The sequence below is a fragment of the Pueribacillus theae genome (genome assembly GCF_003097615.1).
In the GTDB taxonomy this organism is placed as follows: Bacteria; Bacillota; Bacilli; order Bacillales; family UBA6769; genus Pueribacillus; species Pueribacillus theae.
In genome coordinates this window covers 1-15809 of record NZ_QCZG01000001.1, presented here as the reverse complement: position 1 = coordinate 15809, position 15809 = coordinate 1, and the positions used below count along the sequence as shown (strand labels likewise).

Here is a 15809-nt window from a genome sequence, read left to right as displayed (position 1 = left end):
AACTCTTAAATGAAAAAGGAAGATTTCAATGAAAAAATATTTGAACAATAACCTTGGTTTCACTCTGATCGAGATGATGATCGTCTTGACAATTATTTCGATTTTGCTCTTAATTATCGTACCGAACATGACGAAAAACACAGACGTCGTTAATGGAAAAAGCTGTGATGCTACAATAAAGCTTCTGCAGGCGCAAGTAGGTGTGTATGAAATAGAAAAAGGAAAAAAGCCAACAAAAGTTGAGGATCTTTCAGACTATGTAGATGGAGCAATCAAATGTCCAGACAATTCAACGTTGGTGATTGAAAATGGCATTGTTAAAAAAGCCGGTTCATAAAATGAGCATCAGACCAAATCATCAACAGGGCTACACACTTATCGAATTAGCTATCGTTCTAACCATCTTTTCGATCATTGCATTAATAGTGATCCCCTCTTTTTCCGCGCTTTCCGAAACGAAATCAATCGATCATTTTATTGCTCAATTGGAAGAAGATATTTACTTCGCGCAAGCATCTGCATTATCGCAAGGAAAAAAGGTTTGTGTAGAACCACGAAATTCTAGCTATCAAATTCGGGGAAATAATGATGAGATTCTACTCGTGCGAAATCATTCTCCAGATATAAAAATTGAAAAAGGCACGTTAAATTTACAGCTCTGTTTCATTCAAAATGGAAATGTACCAAACTTTGGCACATGGATCGTCCGAACAAAAAAAGAAAGCTACAAACTGACATTCTACATCGGAAAGGGGAGGTTTCATGTTAGCAAACTGTAAAGGATTTACGTTAATTGAAGCAACAGTTTCACTCGCGATGATAACGATGATCATCGCAGCAACTGCTCCCCTCTTCACAACCGTTCTGCAGGAGAGGCAAACCGTTAAGCAGCAATTGTTTGCTTATGAGGTTATACAAAATACGTTAGAAGAATATCGAACGACAAATGAAAAACCTATCGCAGAATCCCCGATTTCAAAAGACGGTACAGATTATCTGTTAACTGTCCGTCAAGACACAGAAAGTGTGATAGAAATTTGCATCAAATGGAAAGGAAAAAACGGAAGGAATTATGAAGAATGCGGAACAGGCAGCCATATTTAAACAGCAGAGGGTTTACACTTCTTGAAACCATTTTTTCACTTTTTGTCTTCTCCATCATTGTTCTCTTTTTTCCGCTTATTGTTCAATTTTTCAAAACCGACGTAAGCACCGCGTTCGAAAAGGAGGCAGAACTCTTTTTCATGCAGATTGGCAGGGAAATACATTCAGCCGATGAAATAAGAGTCATCGATAACAAGCTCTATTTGCATTTTCGATATAATGACATAGCGAAATACGAACGTTTTCAAAATCTGTTACGGCGCCAACTGAAAGACACCGGCCATGAAATCGTATTACAGAATATAAAAACAGTTTCTTTTAAGATGAATGGCAAGATCGTTACGATTGAAATTGAAGGCCTAAATGGGAAAACGTTCAAAAGAAAATTTGCGCCAATAGGTGAAAGAAATGAAGAATGAAAATGGCTTTATTTTGCCAATCGTCGCTATTCTAGCTTTTCTTTTTGCGGCAATTCTTATTTACCAGGTGGAACTTTTAGAAAGCGATCGCCGCTTTTTAAAGGAAAGACAAAATTACTTTCTCCACGATACCCTTCTTCAACGCGCTTCTCTTGAAATGCTTTCTATTTTAGAAAAATCCGATACAATAGAAAAGGTAGCCGGTCAACTTACATTTGAGGGCGGTTCCGTCATTTATAAAGTGACAGAAGAACATCAAAATGAAACGGTTATTCTTTTAACTTCAACAACAGATTTACCGGGAAAAAGAGAAATATTTCTTGTATACGACAAAGAAACAAAAAGAATAAGCGAGTGGAGTGAGGGTATACAATGAACGCAATCTATTTAATAGGATTTATGGGATCCGGAAAGACGACGATTGGAACCGAATTAGCAAAAAAATTGGATCTCCCTTTTTTTGATACGGATGAAGAAATCATAAAAAGTGAAAACCGCCCAATCAGTCAAATCTTTGCTGAAGACGGTGAGGAGTATTTTCGCCAAGCGGAAACAAAAGCGCTTCATTCGCTTCCAACAGAGAATGTCATCGTTTCTACTGGGGGAGGAATCATTTTGAACGAAGAAAATCGCTCATACATGAAAAAAAACGGGAATACTTTCTTTCTTTACTGCTCTCCAGATAAACTATTTGAAAGGCTAAAGGACGATACTGCAAGGCCCTTACTGTCAGGAGACAAAAGAAAGGAAATTGAATCACGATTAGAAGTCCGTTTACCGCTGTATAAGGAAGCAAATCATATCATTGATACAAGCGATTTATCTATTGAGGAAACAGTAAAAAAAATAACCGATTTATTGACTAAAAACGAAAAATTCTGATCATGCTATAACTAGGTGATGCTTATGTCTCCAAATGAATACGTGGAATACGTGACAGAAAAGGTAATAAAATACTTTTTTGCAACAAAAGAAGAAAAGAAACAATTAAAACGAAAGAAAAAAGACCAAAGAGAGCCATTCTTATTTCGGTGGTTCGGCATCTTGCCTTTAGCAATTCTAGTCCATGTAAGAAAAAGAAAAGGCTAAAAAAGGATGTTCCTGGTTTAGCCTTCTTTATTCTCTATTCTATGGCCACGGTGGTTCGTTGGACCAATTCCATTTCCAATCGCAAGACTATGGCGAATCGCGCACGTAATAAAATGCTTGGCCTTGTTAACAGCCTTATACAATTCATTACCTTTTGCTAGTTCAGCTGTAATCGCGGCAGAATACGTGCAGCCTGTTCCATGTGTATGCTTCGTATCGATTCGATCGGAAGAAACTGAATAATAGGTGGAACCATCGTAAAGAAGATCAATCGCTTTTTGATCACTGCTTAAATGGCCGCCTTTAATTAAGACGTGCTTGACACCTAAATGATAAATCCGTTTCGCAGCCTTTTTCATATCGGTTATTGTTTCGACTTTTTTCATATCAGCAATGCGCATAGCCTCTGGTAAATTTGGTGTTATTAAAGTAGCTTTAGGCAGCAAATACTCACACAAGGCATCGATTGCATCATCTTTAAGCAGCTGGCCGCCGCCTTTTGCGATCATCACCGGATCAATCACAAGATTTTTCAGTTGATAATTTTCAATTTGCTCAGCGACTGCTTGAATGATTTCTTTTGAAAAAAGCATGCCTGTTTTCACTGCTTCAGGCTTCAAGTCTTCAGCTACAGCTTTTAATTGTGCAACGACAGATTCCACTGTTTGCGGATAAACAGCATGGACACCAAGCGTATTTTGTGCGGTAATGGCTGTGATCACACTCATGCCGTATACGTCTAATTCTTGAAAAGTCTTTAAGTCAGCTTGAATACCAGCCCCTCCCCCGCTGTCAGAGCCAGCAATCGTTAAAGCTTTAAATAGTGACATATCATCTCCTCCTCAACTATGAAAAACGTTCTGGCGAAAAAGAACGCAACGGTACTCTCTCTTTTAAGCCATCGATTTGATCGGCGACAACCTTAGCCGTAATTGGACTGAGCAAAATTCCATTTCGATAATGGCCGGTGGCGAATTGGACATGGTTATAATTTGAAAGTTGGCCGATTAATGGAAACCCATCCTGAGTTGCCGGCCGCAACCCAGCCCACTTGTGATTCGTTTCCATTGTTTCTAAAACCGGCAGCAGTTTTTTGCTCCACCTTTCAAGCCTCTTTATTCCTTTTTCTGTTACGTCAACATTAAATCCTGCAATATCTTCTGATGCACCGCACACGAGAGAACCGTTGCCTTTTGACACGACATAGCCTTGACTTGAGAAAACCAAGCTTTTTATTAGGCTCTCAGTACGATAAGAGCAAATTTGCCCCCGAATCGGAAAAACTGGAATGGCGATGCCAAAACTATTTTCCAATTCTTTTGACCAGGCGCCATTGCATATAATAAGGTGATCTGCAAAAAAATGCTTGTCTTCATAAGAGCGGAGGTGAACTTCATTTTTCCACCCGATCACTTCCACGTGCTTTAAATGTTCGTAAATCTGTACGCCTGTATTCAAACAAGCCTGTTTTAATGCTTTAACATAGTCGGGTGAATAAAGATGGCTTTCACTAGGTGTATAAAGGGCAGCAAGAATTTCTTCAGAAAGTGCAGGCTCCATTTCTTTCAATTCACTTTTTTCAATAATGGAAGCTTCAACACCGAATTGATTTTGCCATTCCATTCTCGTTTGAAGGGGGAAGCGTTCAGCTTCATGAAAAATCGTATAAAGGCTTCCCGATTCTACATACTCAAAATCCATGGAAGACTTGTTTTTTATTTCTTGCTGCCACTCGGGATACTCTTTCAGGCTTTGATGGGAAAGCAAGAAAAAATCATCAGGCTCCTCACTCATCTCCGAATAAGGCGCCAACATCCCTGCCGCGGCACCTGAAGCTTGTCCTCCGCACGTTGCAATTTCAAGAATGGTCACCTGATGGCCGCGATTTTGGCACTCGAAAGCCGTTGCCAAACCGATAACACCGCCGCCAAGTATGAGAATATCCTTTGCCACTACATGTTCACTTCCTCAGTCATCGTTTAGTCATCAATGCATCATTGAAATGAAGAGGTAAAATACCCCATCGTTGTGCTGGAAGCCGTTGCATAGCGTTTCTTTTCTATTCGGCCAGCAAGGTAGGACAGTCTGCCGGCTTCTATCGCAAATTTCATTGCTGCCGCCATTTTTACCGGATCCTTCGCTCTCGCAACAGCTGTATTTAATAGAATGCCATCGGCGCCAAGTTCCATGGCTTCGGTTACATCCTTCGCAGAGCCAAGGCCGGCATCGATAATAATCGGGACGCTTGCTTCTTCAATAATAATCGATAAGTTGTATGGATTTAATATGCCCAAACCCGTTCCGATTGGAGATGCTCCGGGCATAACTGCCGCTGCTCCAGCCTCTTCCAACCGTTTGCACAAAATAGGATCATCTGATGTGTACGGCAATACGACGAAACCCTCTTTAACCAATTGTTCCGTCGCTTTTAACGTTTCTACAGGATCAGGCAAAAGCGTTCTCTCGTTTGCACAGATTTCAACTTTAATCCAATTGCTTAATCCTGTGGCACGAACAAGCCTTGCAATTCTAATGGCTTCTTCTGCGTTGCTTGCCCCTGACGTGTTAGGCAAGTATCGAAAAGTTTTCCCTTCCAAATGCTGTAATATTGCATCTTCCTCAGGATGCTCAAGATTGACTCTTCGGATCGCAAATGTTAAAACTTCTGTACCCGAGGCAGCAATAGCTTCATTTTGAATATACGGATTTGCAAAACGCCCAGTCCCTAAAAAGAGCCTTGATGATAATTCCTCGCCAGCAATTTTGAATGAATCATTCAACTCGTTTACCCTCCTCCAACAAAATGTACTAGTTCAATTGACATTCCATCTTCAATGCCCGTCTCGCTCCATCTTTCTCGATCAATCACCTTTCCATCAACTTCAGCAACGACAAGATTATTTTCAAGCTTATAGTGCGCTACGACATCTAAAAGAGTTTTCACATGATCGAAATGCTCTTCTTCCCCATTAATTCTTAGCACCGCCATTATGTTTCACACTCCTTAATTTTTCGTATAAACGCTTCACACGTACCTTTTACATCGCTGCTTCCGACTACTTCACTAATGACGCATACACTTTTGCCACCGGCATTCAGCACCTCATCAACATTATGCAGTTTGATGCCGCCAATAGGGACAAATGGGATTTTAATTTCGTTTGCTACTTCCCTTAAGTAACTTACTGTAACAGGTTCAACGACATCTTCTTTACTTTTCGTTGGAAAAATGGGACCAACCCCGATATAATCGGCACCGTTTCTTTCTGCTTCCCGTGCTTGCTCAATCGAATGCGTAGAGATTCCTATGATTTTATCTCCTACAAGTTTACGGGCTTCCACTAACGGCAGATCGTCTTGTCCTAGATGAATACCGTCAGCACCAACAGCTAATGCAACATCAATATGATCATTTACAATGAAAGGAACATCAAATTCATTCGTTAGCTCCCGCAGCATTTTAGCTTTTTCCAATACTTGTTTTTTTGTACTTTTTTTATCTCTTAGTTGAATGAAGTCGGCTCCCCCTTCCATTGCTTCACGCATCACTTCTTTAAGCGTCCGTGATGGATGGAATTCTTCTCCGGTAATGACATATAATCTGAATCTTTTCAAATTTATACCTCCATTCATCCATAAAAATAAAAACCATAATCATGGAGAGCGGATTATGGTGATAAACAACGAGTTATAAACATCTCGACTTCCCTCCGCTGGCACCATCCAGATCAGGTTATGAGGGTAAAAGGATGACCTCCTTTTTCTCAGCTCTCCGCACCCCTAGTCTTTGAAAATATGAAATTAACCTTATTATGTCAAATAACTTCTGAAAAAACAATCTTTACATATACAGGCTAGCAAGTAAAATGCCTAAATTATCATAGTATATTTCATCAAATTGTAACAATGGCAAGGGATTCACACCCATCCCGACCTCAATTGTAAACCCTGACCTCTTCCATTCTTGGATAAACCAATCCTTATATCCTGCGTAACTGTCAAGATAACGTACAGGTTTATATCCACTTGCTCTCGCGAATTCTGAAACGATTGTTTCAGCGATTGGTGGTTCAAATCCTTCAAATCCCCAATAAATTTCTTTTCCTTGAGAATGGAATGCCAAAACACGATCAAAGTTGCGCCTTTTCGTCAAGTTAGCGATTGCAATTGATTCAGGTTCACTTAACGGCTTTTGTCCGGGATAATCTCTTGGACCCGGTTCCTTCGGTTTTCTTTCTTTCTCAATACTCCACCTTGCTGGAAATTGGTTATTTAAATCTATCCCCCTGATATTTGCCTTCCACCCTGAGAACTCCTTGCTTCCATTATTTAATTTCAAAACATTGCTTTTGTAAGGTTCCTCATCGGGAGGGCCATATAAAACAAGATTTACGCCATCCGGGTTCACCATCGGCACGATCGATAGAAAAGTTTTTTCATACAACGAAAGTGAAGGCACATTGCGAATGCATGTCTGATTCGTCAATGCCAATAAATAATCGTTCAAAAAAGTCATCAAAATAGACGTCGTTATCCACTCATTTGCATGAAAAGAACCGTTTACGTGAACTTTTTTCGGCCCAGTTCCAACAATCATTTCAGGAATTTGCTTTTGCATCACTGAATTTCCGATTGATCCTTGTTGTATAAATGGATAGACTGTTAGCAGCATTCTAATATCTCTTACGAGTGTCTCATAATCATAATTTTTTTTCCCATCAATTAGCCTCCAAGTAATTCTTATAGGCAATTTAATTGTTGTGCCAGCCCGGAGGTGAGTTGGTTCAATTCCGGAATTGATAAAAAGCAATTGTTGCAGAGGAATATTTCTTTTTGATGAAATGGACCAAAATGTATCGCCCGGCTGAATGGTATAGGCCGAGCTAATGAAACCCGGAATTTTAATCGTTTCTCCAATTTTTAGATTCATTGGATCTGCCTCTTTATTTGAGTCAACGATAAGCTGTAAAGGAATTTGAAATAACTGGCTGTAAAGCCAAAACGTATGGCCGCGCTGAACAACGAGTTCCAAATAATCCCCCCCATGGGAAACATTCTCTTGTATAAATATGAGCGAAAAAAAGAAAAAGAACCCAATGCTGGGTTCCATGTTTCACTTTTTAACCTTTACATCCGTTCCGTTATTCTTATCAAAAAATCGAAGCAAATCCCCATAAATAATTCGATCGGAATAATGAAGCTCTTGTTCGGTCTTTTCTTTATAAGGTTCACATTTTTCTATGTCTGTTTCCATACCTGTCGCCTTTTCATAACAAAGATCTTTCGTATAAACGAAGTCTTTTGTTATGAAACTTCCATCTCTAAAAACAGCAGCATTCGAATGTTCTTTTGAAAACAAATCATTGCCAAAATAGATGTCGTCTTTCAAATCAATGCCAAGTAAATTAAAGATCGTTGGCTTCAAATCAATTTGGCCGCCGACTGTTTCGATGACTTTCCCCTTTTGCCCAGGAATGTGAATGATTAATGGGACTTTTTGCAGCTGGGCACTTTCAAACGGCGTTATTTCCCTGCCTAAATATTGGCTCATCGCTTTATTGTGGTTTTCAGAAATACCATAATGGTCTCCATATAAAATAAAAATGGAATCCTCGTAAAGCCCTTCTTCTTTTAACCTTTCAAAAAAGTTTTTTACCGCTTCATCCGTATATCGAACGGTTGTGAAATAACGATTGAGCGTACCGCTACTTGATGTCCATGGCGGGATGATTTGATCCTCTTCTTCTAATGTAAACGGAAAGTGATTCGTTAATGTAATAAATTTAGAATAAAAAGGTTTCGGCATATGCTTCAAGTATTCTATGCTCTGTTCAAAAAACGGACCGTCCTTTAACCCCCACCCAATCGAATTTTCCTCAGTAACACTATAACTATCTACATCATAAAAGTGGTCATAGCCTAATGAATCATACATAACATCCCTGTTCCAGAAGCTTTTATTGTTTGCATGGAAAACTGCAGAATAATAGCCACTTTCTTTTAGTTGGTTAGGTGTTCCGTGATAGGCATTTTGTGAATGGGTGAAAAAGACCGCCCCACTTGGCAATGGATACAGTGAATTCTCAAGCAGAAACTCTGAATCCGATGTTTTTCCCTGGCCGGTTTGATGGTAAAAGTTTGGGAAATAATAACTTTCTTTTATAAGAGAATTTAAGAAAGGTGTGATGGCTTCTCCGTCAACCGTATTGTTAATGACAAAATCTTGCAATGACTCAAAAGAAATAACAAACACATTTTTCCTTTTGGCAATCCCGGTCATCTTTTCATTTGGTTGTGCGCGATTGGCTTTTACATAGTTTTCAATATCTACGATTTCGCTTCCATCCGCCAGCGCTCTCTGCGCCTTCGCCCGGGACTGCATAATGATATCGTAAATGTGATAGTTATACACTCCGATATTCTTGATGAGCATCTCTCTATCGAACGTCCTTGTCAATAATTGCGGACGCTCTGTTTCAGCTAGTCCAAGATTAATCGCGAATAGCGCCAACGCTGCGGCAAATATGGACGCAATTTGTTTCTTTGTCGTATGCACAGGTTTGACTTGTAAGAATTTCATTAATACAGCAAGAATAATGACATCGATGAAAAACACAACATCTGTAAAATTCATTAATTCAAAGACGCTGCTCCCTAAATCTCCCATATTGCTCGTTTGGAAAAGGAGGGGAATTGTAATAAAATCATTAAAAAAACGATAGTACACAATATTGGCATACAGAATGAAAGAACCTATGAAACTTATAAGCAAAATCATCCGATTTCGCAGTCTTTGAGAAAAAAATAAACTAAAGCCTAAAAACAGCAGCACTGTGCTTAATGGACTAATAACTAAAATAAATTGCTGCATTTTATTTTCTAAAGGGATATTAAAATAAAATCGAATAACGAAATACGTTTTTATCCATAATAAAATCGTAGCTGTGAAGAACATCGAATAGTTAGCTAACGTCTTCTTCATCGTAATCCAGCACTCCTCATTTCTCTTTCGTACGGTAATTCTTTACATAAGAGATATCATAATCTCTTTTAACTGTTATGGCAACCGACAGTTTTTCCATATTTAAGCAAATCTAACTTTTCACCACTAACTTCCAGAAAAATGAATTAGCGTTTTTTCTTAACCCCACATAATAATTACGATTAAAGACTGGATAAAGTTTCGCTTTTCTTAAAAAACAGTTAAATAGTCCTGTCTTTTTTCTCTCTTTCAAATCTATATTCTTTTCTTAAAATGAGCAATGCGATTTTGTAATCTTGAGCCTCAATCATTTTCATTCTGTACAGTTCATGTATTTCTTCTTCCATTAACTCCAAATCAGCGAGACGATTTCCTGTATAAATAAATATTCCAAAGCGCTTTAATAATTGCTGGATATCATAAAATGTATTCAAAATGAAACACCCTTTTAAAGAAAACTCTAATATACCGTAGGTAAGAGCAGATTACACTAATCTGCTCTTACTTCAAAAAGGCTGTTGTTAAATTCTCGATTCGATTACTTTTTCCCTCATTTCAGGAAATGTTAAATGGCGGACTGTTTTAAAAAATCGAAAGCCTATTGCAACAAGCAATAACGCAACGGTTTGAATGAAAATGATTTTCTTTACCGTTTTTATAACGTTCGCCTCCTTTTTCTACAATCCAATATATCGGGCATAAAGCGTTTTTGCTCTCACGATATCTTCTGTCCCTTGGACAAGAACACGCCCATCAGGGAATAATACGAGACGCTCTCCTTCTTTGAGCTGAACCCGCAGTAAAAACGGGGTCTCTTTCACATCTGCAATTGGTTTAAGCCGATTTGACCACTCATTTAATAAGAATGACTGCTTTGCCTTTATCTGAACCGTTTCACGGCCGCAAAGTGACGTGGCAATTTCTTCATGATCAATTTTTAAGGCGGGATATTCTTTTCTTTGGCATGTAGGACAATTTTGCTTTGCTTCACCGAAGGGAATCACATGTGTCCGGTTTTGCCAAACGTCTATTGAGATTAACCCATTTCTTAGTTTATGATGATCTTCCGCTAAATATTTAAGCGCTTCAGTGACTTCATATGAAGAAACAATGTCGACGATTGGTGAAATAACTCCAACGGTATCACACGTTTCTCCGCTTCCATCGCCTTCAGTAATGAAGCATCTCAGGCAAGGCGTTTTTTCAGGAATAAACAGCGCACTCATCCCTCGGGAACTAACAACCCCGCCATATACGTAAGGAATGTTATTTTTAAAAGCTGCATCATTTAGTAGGAATCGTGTCGAAAAATTATCCGTCCCGTCAACGATCAAGTCAATTCCAACGAGGAATTCTTCAATATTGGCTGCGGTTACATCCGCAACGATCCCTTCGATCGATATGCTGCTATTTATTTTTCTTAACTTTCTTTCTGCAGCCACAGCTTTGGGCAAAGACTCTCTGACATCGTCTTCATCAAAAAGCATCTGTCTTTGTAAATTCGACAATTCTACATAATCCCGATCAACGAACCGGAGAAAACCAACACCAGAACGAACGAGGTGGTTAGCGGCTGCCGTGCCAAGGGCGCCCATTCCGACGATAAGCACCTTGCTTTTTTTTAATTTTTCTTGACCTGTTGAGCCGATTGGCGCAAACAACATTTGTCTTGAGTATCTCTCAAACATTTCACCCAAATTCTTTTCCCCTTTATCTGTAAATGTAAACTTAGAAAACACCAGTTTGTGTAACCGTCCGTAAGACCCCCATTAAAGTCTCGTTTTATAACATGCTTTTTCTGTGATTAGCTGATTCACAGGTTTATCGTAACGATCGCGTGGTACGTGTGGAATCAGTTGGCATTCAAAAGATAAAGATATCGTTTCGTTCGGGTATTTTTGCAAATAACGATCAAAAAATCCCCCTCCATAACCAATTCTATATCCATTTTTATCAAAAGCAAGTCCGGGAACGATCAATAAATCTAGGTCTTTTTCCGCGATTGCTCTTGTTTTTTCGACAACAGGCTCTTCTAAATTACAGAATCCTCTTTCGATTTGTGAAAAAGAATCAAAAAGATAAAACTCCATTTCAAATGAATCAGGCGAACATTTTGGGACGGCGGTTTGTTTGCCAAGCTTCCATGCTTCTTCGATAATTTTCTTCGTATCAATTTCTCTATTTACTGAAACTGTCAAGCCAATCGTGTTCGCTTCATGCCACAAACAATCCTGAAAAAGCCTATCTTGAATTTTTTTACAAAGATTGCCAAATGTATCGCTAGGCATGTGAGCAAGCTTTTTTTTCATGAACGTACGCCATTCTTGTTTCGTCATATCACACTCATTCTCCTTGTTAAAGGGAAAAAATAAATCCTTATGGTATTGGCCTTCAGCCAAATTAAAAAAAGCAGCAGGATTTACCTACCGCTTACTTTGTTTCACGATGCAACGTATGCCTTTTTAACCTTGGGCTGTATTTTTTAAGTTCTATACGATCCGGATTATTACGTTTGTTTTTTGTAGTAATATAATTACGGTCACCCGTTTCAGTGCAAGCAAGAGTTACTTGTACACGCATCTATACCCCTCCATTTCATCATCACAAATCAAATTAACGTACCCATTGTACCAAATTATCAACTTAGGTTCAAGTTATCTATTTTTTCCCTTTCTTTTTTATTACTCCTCGTTTAAACTATATTTGTAAATCATTTGAAAAAAGAGGGATTCAAAATGGAAATTGCGATTCTATCGCTATTGGCAGTAGCTGTCTTTATTTTGATCTTTTCTTTTTTTCAAAAGGATCCTGCGAAGGATGTCGAAAAGCAACTTGAAAACTTTTCGATAAGCTTAATGCAGGAAATTTTGAAATTAAAGAAAAAGATTAATGTTTTGGAAGAAGAGATCATGTTAACCGACAATAAAAAAAGTAAGAAAGGATAAAAAATGACTCGAAACGGATTGCGAAGTTTTGCTGCAGGCCTACTACTCGCTACGGCTGTATTAAGTTACTTTTATTTTCAAAATGTCAAGGCGGACGCTACTCCTGCTGCATCAAATAGCCCAACAGAAGAGAGGAAACAATTGACTGAGACAGATGTCAAATCATTTGCTGACAAAAATGATCTCGTCATTCTATCCGAAAAAGAATTTGAAAAGTTGAATGAACAAGCCAATCAACAAGCTGATAAAAATGTCGTGTACCAAATTCAACTTGACGTTCCTAAAGGCACAAGCAGCCAAGAAGTGACAAGCAAACTTTTTGACGCGAAAATCATTACAGACAAAGATGAATTTAGAGATTATTTACATAAGAATAAACTCGAAACCGCTGTAAAATCGGGATCTTATAAGCTTAACAGTGAGATGTCGATCAAGGAAATCGTCAACATTATTACAAAATAAACATGCCAGTCCGTTAAACACTTGCAGGACTGGCATTGTTTCTTTTATTGCCATATTGCTCTGTTCATTTTTTTAAAAGATATTTTTCTGACAAAGAAATACAAAATGAGGTGGCCTGCTCCAAGAACCATCATGAGGTATCGGATGCTTTCTTCTTTGAACATGGATACACAAATAATAAACGCCAGGATGGAAAAAATGCGCCCAACATTTACATATAATTCCCGAAAAACAATATATTCCACTCTAAAGTCGGCAGCTTTTTTCGCTGTTCCGATGACATCATAAGTGATGGACTGGTAAGGGACGAGCAAAAGCGGGTAGGCAATCGAAATCACAGCAGCATAAAATAGTAAACCGGGATACGTTAATTTAAAAAGAATGATGTAAACTGCTGCATATAAAATGATGCCTCCTGCGAGAATTGCTTTTTTTCGATTTTGTTTCTTAATAAATCTTGCAACTGCATAATAAGCCAGCAGCTGGACAGTGGACATGACGAAATTAAACGCACCCAACGCCAATTCACTTTTTGTTATGATGAAAACCCAGACAACGATAACAAAAGCAAACGTTCCTTCACGCAGCCCTTGGAAAAAATGTGCGTATAAAATATTTCTCCAATTTCTGTTTCTTTTTTTTTCTTGAAAGACATCGCGAAAAGCAAAACTGCCCTTGGCCGCTCTTCTGTGCAAGAAAAAACTCAATACTACTGCTCCCACAAAAAGCAAGAGAGAAAAAGAAAAAATAATTTTATAACCCGTAAACTTTTCCATCGAAGAAATGATAAATCCTGCAAAGATTGGGCCGACAATTCCTGAAAACGAAGTCATTACTCCAAGAAAACCATTAAAAAAATCACGAGTTTCAGGTTCAGTGATTTCAAAGGTTAAAACATTATAAGCAAGCCAGTAAAAACCGTATCCGATTCCGAGTAGTGCCCCAAGTAAAACGATATACGCACTTGCCCTCTCGCCGGAAAGCAATACTGCTAAATAAAAAGCTGATAAAAAAATCACACCGATCCTTAATACAATGACCCGATCGATTTTTTTAGCGATTTTTCCGGCGAATAGAAAAGCAATTGGTTCTAATACGACGATTGCTAAATTATAAACAGCAATATCTATAAATTTACCGGTCTGTTTCCAGAGAAATACATTCACAAATGTATTTGACAAAGCAATGCTTAAAGAGTAAAGGCCACCAATTAAAATCAGTAAAGAAAGACCGCGCGTCACTTCAATATTTCCAAGTATTTTTTTTAAAATGTTCATATGTATCTCTCCTTTTCCCTTAAAAATTAGTGTGCGTTAATCAAGTGACGATATTCGCACGGAAAAGAAGATAAAGAAAACTTGCACTCAGGACTTAAAATTTGCCGCCACGTCGATTTTCTGCCGTACTGCAAATTATCCTTCCCTAACACAGAAAAAAATCAGCCAAATAATTGGCTGATTTTGAGTGAAATCTTTTTTATTTAGCTTCGTTGTAGCGTTTTGCCACTTCATCCCAATTTACAACGTTCCAGAATGCATTAATGTAGTCCGGACGTTTGTTTTGGTATTTTAAATAATAGGCATGCTCCCATACGTCAAGGCCAAGAATAGGAGTTTTACCTTCCATAAGCGGTGTATCTTGGTTTGGTGTACTCATCACTTCCAACTGACCGTTATTTACAACTAACCATGCCCAGCCGGAACCGAATCTGCCTGTGGCCGCTGCCGCAAACTCCTCTTTAAACTTATCAAAGCTTCCGAATTTGTTGTTGATGGCTTCAGCTAATTCACCAGAAGGCTGGCCGCCGCCATTCGGGCTTAAAATTTGCCAGAAGAACGAGTGGTTGGCATGTCCTCCACCGTTATTTCTTACAGCTGTACGGATGTTCTCAGGAACCGCGTCAAGATTTGCGACAAGTTCCTCTACACTTTTGCTTGCCAAGTCGTCATGGCCTTCAAGTGCATTATTCAAATTGGTGACATACGTGTTGTGGTGTCTCCCATGATGAATCTTCATCGTTTCTTCGTCGATATGCGGTTCAAGTGCGTTCGCAGCGTAAGGCAATTCAGGCAGTTCATACTTTGCCATAAGCAATTCCTCCTTCATATGTAAGTTGTGATCACTTTTTACATTACCAGATATACCCTAAGGTTTCAATTTTTTAAACCTATTTACAATACTTTTTTTGAAATCAAAAAAACAAGTTTCATCAGAAACCTGTACGCTTGGTGATGTATGGTGGCTCGAGACGGAATCGAACCGCCGACACGAGGATTTTCAGTCCTCTGCTCTACCGACTGAGCTATCGAGCCAGTTTTTTTAGTTCTCCAATTGAGATAGGGAAATCCTTCTAGATGCCTCTGTCCCTTCCTCTTCTAGCTTATGCTTCGATGCAGGCTGTGTCGGGACAACTCGCGGATCATTCGACGATGCATTTGCTCGTTGCTCTACCGACTGAGCTATCGAGCCTATTATTTTGTTCTCCAATTGCTCCGGTTTCGTATGTATGGCGGAGGAAGAGGGATTCGAACCCCCGCGGGCCGTGAAGCCCCTGTCGGTTTTCAAGACCGATCCCTTCAGCCAGACTTGGGTATTCCTCCGTTTTGCAAGATGTTGGAAGCAAGAGGCCTGATGAACGTTAAATCAAAATACTTTTTAAACTTTATGAATAACTTTCAATCCGGCTTCTAGCCTCTGATCCCTGACATCTGATTTAGTGGACCCTGTAGGACTCGAACCTACGACCGGACGGTTATGAGCCGTCTGCTCTAACCAACTGAGCTAAGGGTCCATTGTTATTATTCACTT

Annotated in this window: 22 protein-coding genes, 3 tRNA genes and 1 riboswitch; of the genes, 9 read left to right on the top strand and 16 right to left on the bottom strand. The window is 39.0% G+C overall.

Annotated elements, in window-relative coordinates; translation table 11 throughout:
- Window positions 1–28: 28 nt before the first annotated feature.
- Genes comGC through DCC39_RS00095 form a run of 7 tightly spaced genes read left to right on the top strand, consistent with a single transcriptional unit; the run spans window position 29 to window position 2612 of the window.
- Window positions 29–337 carry a competence type IV pilus major pilin ComGC gene (gene comGC, locus DCC39_RS00125; protein WP_205948444.1) on the top strand — a complete coding sequence of 103 codons (309 nt, stop codon included), beginning with the start codon at window positions 29–31 and terminating at the stop codon, window positions 335–337.
- A complete protein-coding gene (comGD, locus tag DCC39_RS00120; protein WP_116552844.1) occupies window positions 309–779 on the top strand; it encodes a competence type IV pilus minor pilin ComGD in 471 nt (156 codons plus the stop codon). Before comGC ends, comGD begins: the two co-directional genes overlap by 29 nt.
- A complete protein-coding gene (locus DCC39_RS00115; protein ID WP_116552843.1) occupies window positions 763–1104 on the top strand; it encodes a type II secretion system protein in 342 nt (113 codons plus the stop codon). Before comGD ends, DCC39_RS00115 begins: the two co-directional genes overlap by 17 nt.
- On the top strand, window positions 1080–1523 hold the full coding sequence (comGF, locus tag DCC39_RS00110; RefSeq protein ID WP_116552842.1) for a competence type IV pilus minor pilin ComGF: 444 nt from the start codon (window positions 1080–1082) through the stop codon (window positions 1521–1523). The genes DCC39_RS00115 and comGF overlap by 25 nt, the downstream gene beginning before the upstream one ends.
- A complete protein-coding gene (gene comGG, locus DCC39_RS00105; protein ID WP_116552841.1) occupies window positions 1513–1899 on the top strand; it encodes a competence type IV pilus minor pilin ComGG in 387 nt (128 codons plus the stop codon). Before comGF ends, comGG begins: the two co-directional genes overlap by 11 nt.
- On the top strand, window positions 1896–2405 hold the full coding sequence (locus DCC39_RS00100) for a shikimate kinase (protein WP_116552840.1): 510 nt from the start codon (window positions 1896–1898) through the stop codon (window positions 2403–2405). Before comGG ends, DCC39_RS00100 begins: the two co-directional genes overlap by 4 nt.
- Before the next feature lie 24 nt (window positions 2406–2429).
- Window positions 2430–2612 (top strand): YqzE family protein, encoded by a 183-nt coding sequence (locus DCC39_RS00095; RefSeq protein WP_116552839.1) that lies wholly within the window; start codon window positions 2430–2432, stop codon window positions 2610–2612.
- A gap of 17 nt (window positions 2613–2629) precedes the next feature.
- On the opposite strand, the gene thiD is transcribed toward DCC39_RS00095, so the two are convergent.
- The 11 genes from thiD to rpmG form a co-directional block, all read right to left on the bottom strand.
- Complete coding sequence (gene thiD / locus DCC39_RS00090) at window positions 2630–3442, bottom strand: bifunctional hydroxymethylpyrimidine kinase/phosphomethylpyrimidine kinase (RefSeq protein ID WP_116552838.1); 813 nt, start codon at window positions 3440–3442, stop codon at window positions 2630–2632.
- 16 nt (window positions 3443–3458) lie between these two features.
- Window positions 3459–4565 (bottom strand): glycine oxidase ThiO, encoded by a 1107-nt coding sequence (gene thiO, locus DCC39_RS00085; protein WP_116552837.1) that lies wholly within the window; start codon window positions 4563–4565, stop codon window positions 3459–3461.
- Between the two features lie 41 nt (window positions 4566–4606).
- Window positions 4607–5392, bottom strand: coding sequence for a thiazole synthase (locus DCC39_RS00080; RefSeq protein ID WP_116552836.1), 786 nt, complete (start codon window positions 5390–5392; stop codon window positions 4607–4609).
- A gap of 5 nt (window positions 5393–5397) precedes the next feature.
- The gene (gene thiS / locus DCC39_RS00075; RefSeq protein WP_116552835.1) at window positions 5398–5601 is read right to left on the bottom strand and encodes a sulfur carrier protein ThiS; all 204 of its coding nucleotides are present in this window, start codon (window positions 5599–5601) and stop codon (window positions 5398–5400) included.
- On the bottom strand, window positions 5601–6227 hold the full coding sequence (thiE, locus tag DCC39_RS00070; RefSeq protein ID WP_116552834.1) for a thiamine phosphate synthase: 627 nt from the start codon (window positions 6225–6227) through the stop codon (window positions 5601–5603). Before thiE ends, thiS begins: the two co-directional genes overlap by 1 nt.
- A 73-nt stretch (window positions 6228–6300) precedes the next feature.
- A riboswitch (TPP riboswitch) is annotated at window positions 6301–6404 on the bottom strand.
- Between the two features lie 49 nt (window positions 6405–6453).
- Window positions 6454–7644, bottom strand: a complete 1191-nt coding sequence (locus tag DCC39_RS00065; RefSeq protein WP_116552833.1) for a M14 family metallopeptidase — start codon at window positions 7642–7644, stop codon at window positions 6454–6456.
- Between the two features lie 81 nt (window positions 7645–7725).
- Window positions 7726–9594 carry an LTA synthase family protein gene (locus DCC39_RS00060; protein ID WP_116552832.1) on the bottom strand — a complete coding sequence of 623 codons (1869 nt, stop codon included), beginning with the start codon at window positions 9592–9594 and terminating at the stop codon, window positions 7726–7728.
- Window positions 9595–9815: 221 nt separating this feature from the next.
- Window positions 9816–10028 carry a YqgQ family protein gene (locus DCC39_RS00055; RefSeq protein WP_116552831.1) on the bottom strand — a complete coding sequence of 71 codons (213 nt, stop codon included), beginning with the start codon at window positions 10026–10028 and terminating at the stop codon, window positions 9816–9818.
- Window positions 10029–10271: 243 nt separating this feature from the next.
- Window positions 10272–11282, bottom strand: coding sequence for a ThiF family adenylyltransferase (locus DCC39_RS00050; RefSeq protein ID WP_116553078.1), 1011 nt, complete (start codon window positions 11280–11282; stop codon window positions 10272–10274).
- Between the two features lie 81 nt (window positions 11283–11363).
- Window positions 11364–11930 (bottom strand): 5-formyltetrahydrofolate cyclo-ligase, encoded by a 567-nt coding sequence (locus DCC39_RS00045; protein WP_116552830.1) that lies wholly within the window; start codon window positions 11928–11930, stop codon window positions 11364–11366.
- A 94-nt stretch (window positions 11931–12024) separates the two neighbouring features.
- Window positions 12025–12174: a 50S ribosomal protein L33 gene (gene rpmG, locus DCC39_RS00040; protein WP_116552829.1), complete on the bottom strand. Its 150-nt coding sequence runs from the start codon at window positions 12172–12174 to the stop codon at window positions 12025–12027.
- Between the two features lie 155 nt (window positions 12175–12329).
- On the opposite strand from rpmG, the gene DCC39_RS00035 reads away from it, so the two are divergent.
- Together DCC39_RS00035 and DCC39_RS00030 are read left to right on the top strand one after the other, a co-directional pair.
- Window positions 12330–12539 (top strand): hypothetical protein, encoded by a 210-nt coding sequence (locus DCC39_RS00035; RefSeq protein WP_116552828.1) that lies wholly within the window; start codon window positions 12330–12332, stop codon window positions 12537–12539.
- A gap of 3 nt (window positions 12540–12542) precedes the next feature.
- The gene (locus DCC39_RS00030; RefSeq protein WP_116552827.1) at window positions 12543–13001 is read left to right on the top strand and encodes an endolytic transglycosylase MltG; all 459 of its coding nucleotides are present in this window, start codon (window positions 12543–12545) and stop codon (window positions 12999–13001) included.
- A gap of 44 nt (window positions 13002–13045) precedes the next feature.
- On the opposite strand, the gene DCC39_RS00025 is transcribed toward DCC39_RS00030, so the two are convergent.
- From DCC39_RS00025 to DCC39_RS00005, 5 genes are all read right to left on the bottom strand, one after another.
- Window positions 13046–14278 carry an MFS transporter gene (locus DCC39_RS00025; protein ID WP_116552826.1) on the bottom strand — a complete coding sequence of 411 codons (1233 nt, stop codon included), beginning with the start codon at window positions 14276–14278 and terminating at the stop codon, window positions 13046–13048.
- 199 nt (window positions 14279–14477) lie between these two features.
- Window positions 14478–15089, bottom strand: a complete 612-nt coding sequence (gene sodA, locus DCC39_RS00020; RefSeq protein ID WP_116552825.1) for a superoxide dismutase SodA — start codon at window positions 15087–15089, stop codon at window positions 14478–14480.
- 148 nt (window positions 15090–15237) lie between these two features.
- Window positions 15238–15313, bottom strand: a tRNA-Phe gene (locus DCC39_RS00015).
- Window positions 15314–15508: 195 nt separating this feature from the next.
- Window positions 15509–15601: transfer RNA gene (locus tag DCC39_RS00010), tRNA-Ser, on the bottom strand.
- Window positions 15602–15718: 117 nt separating this feature from the next.
- Window positions 15719–15792: transfer RNA gene (locus tag DCC39_RS00005), tRNA-Ile, on the bottom strand.
- Between the last annotated feature and the right edge of the window lie 17 nt (window positions 15793–15809).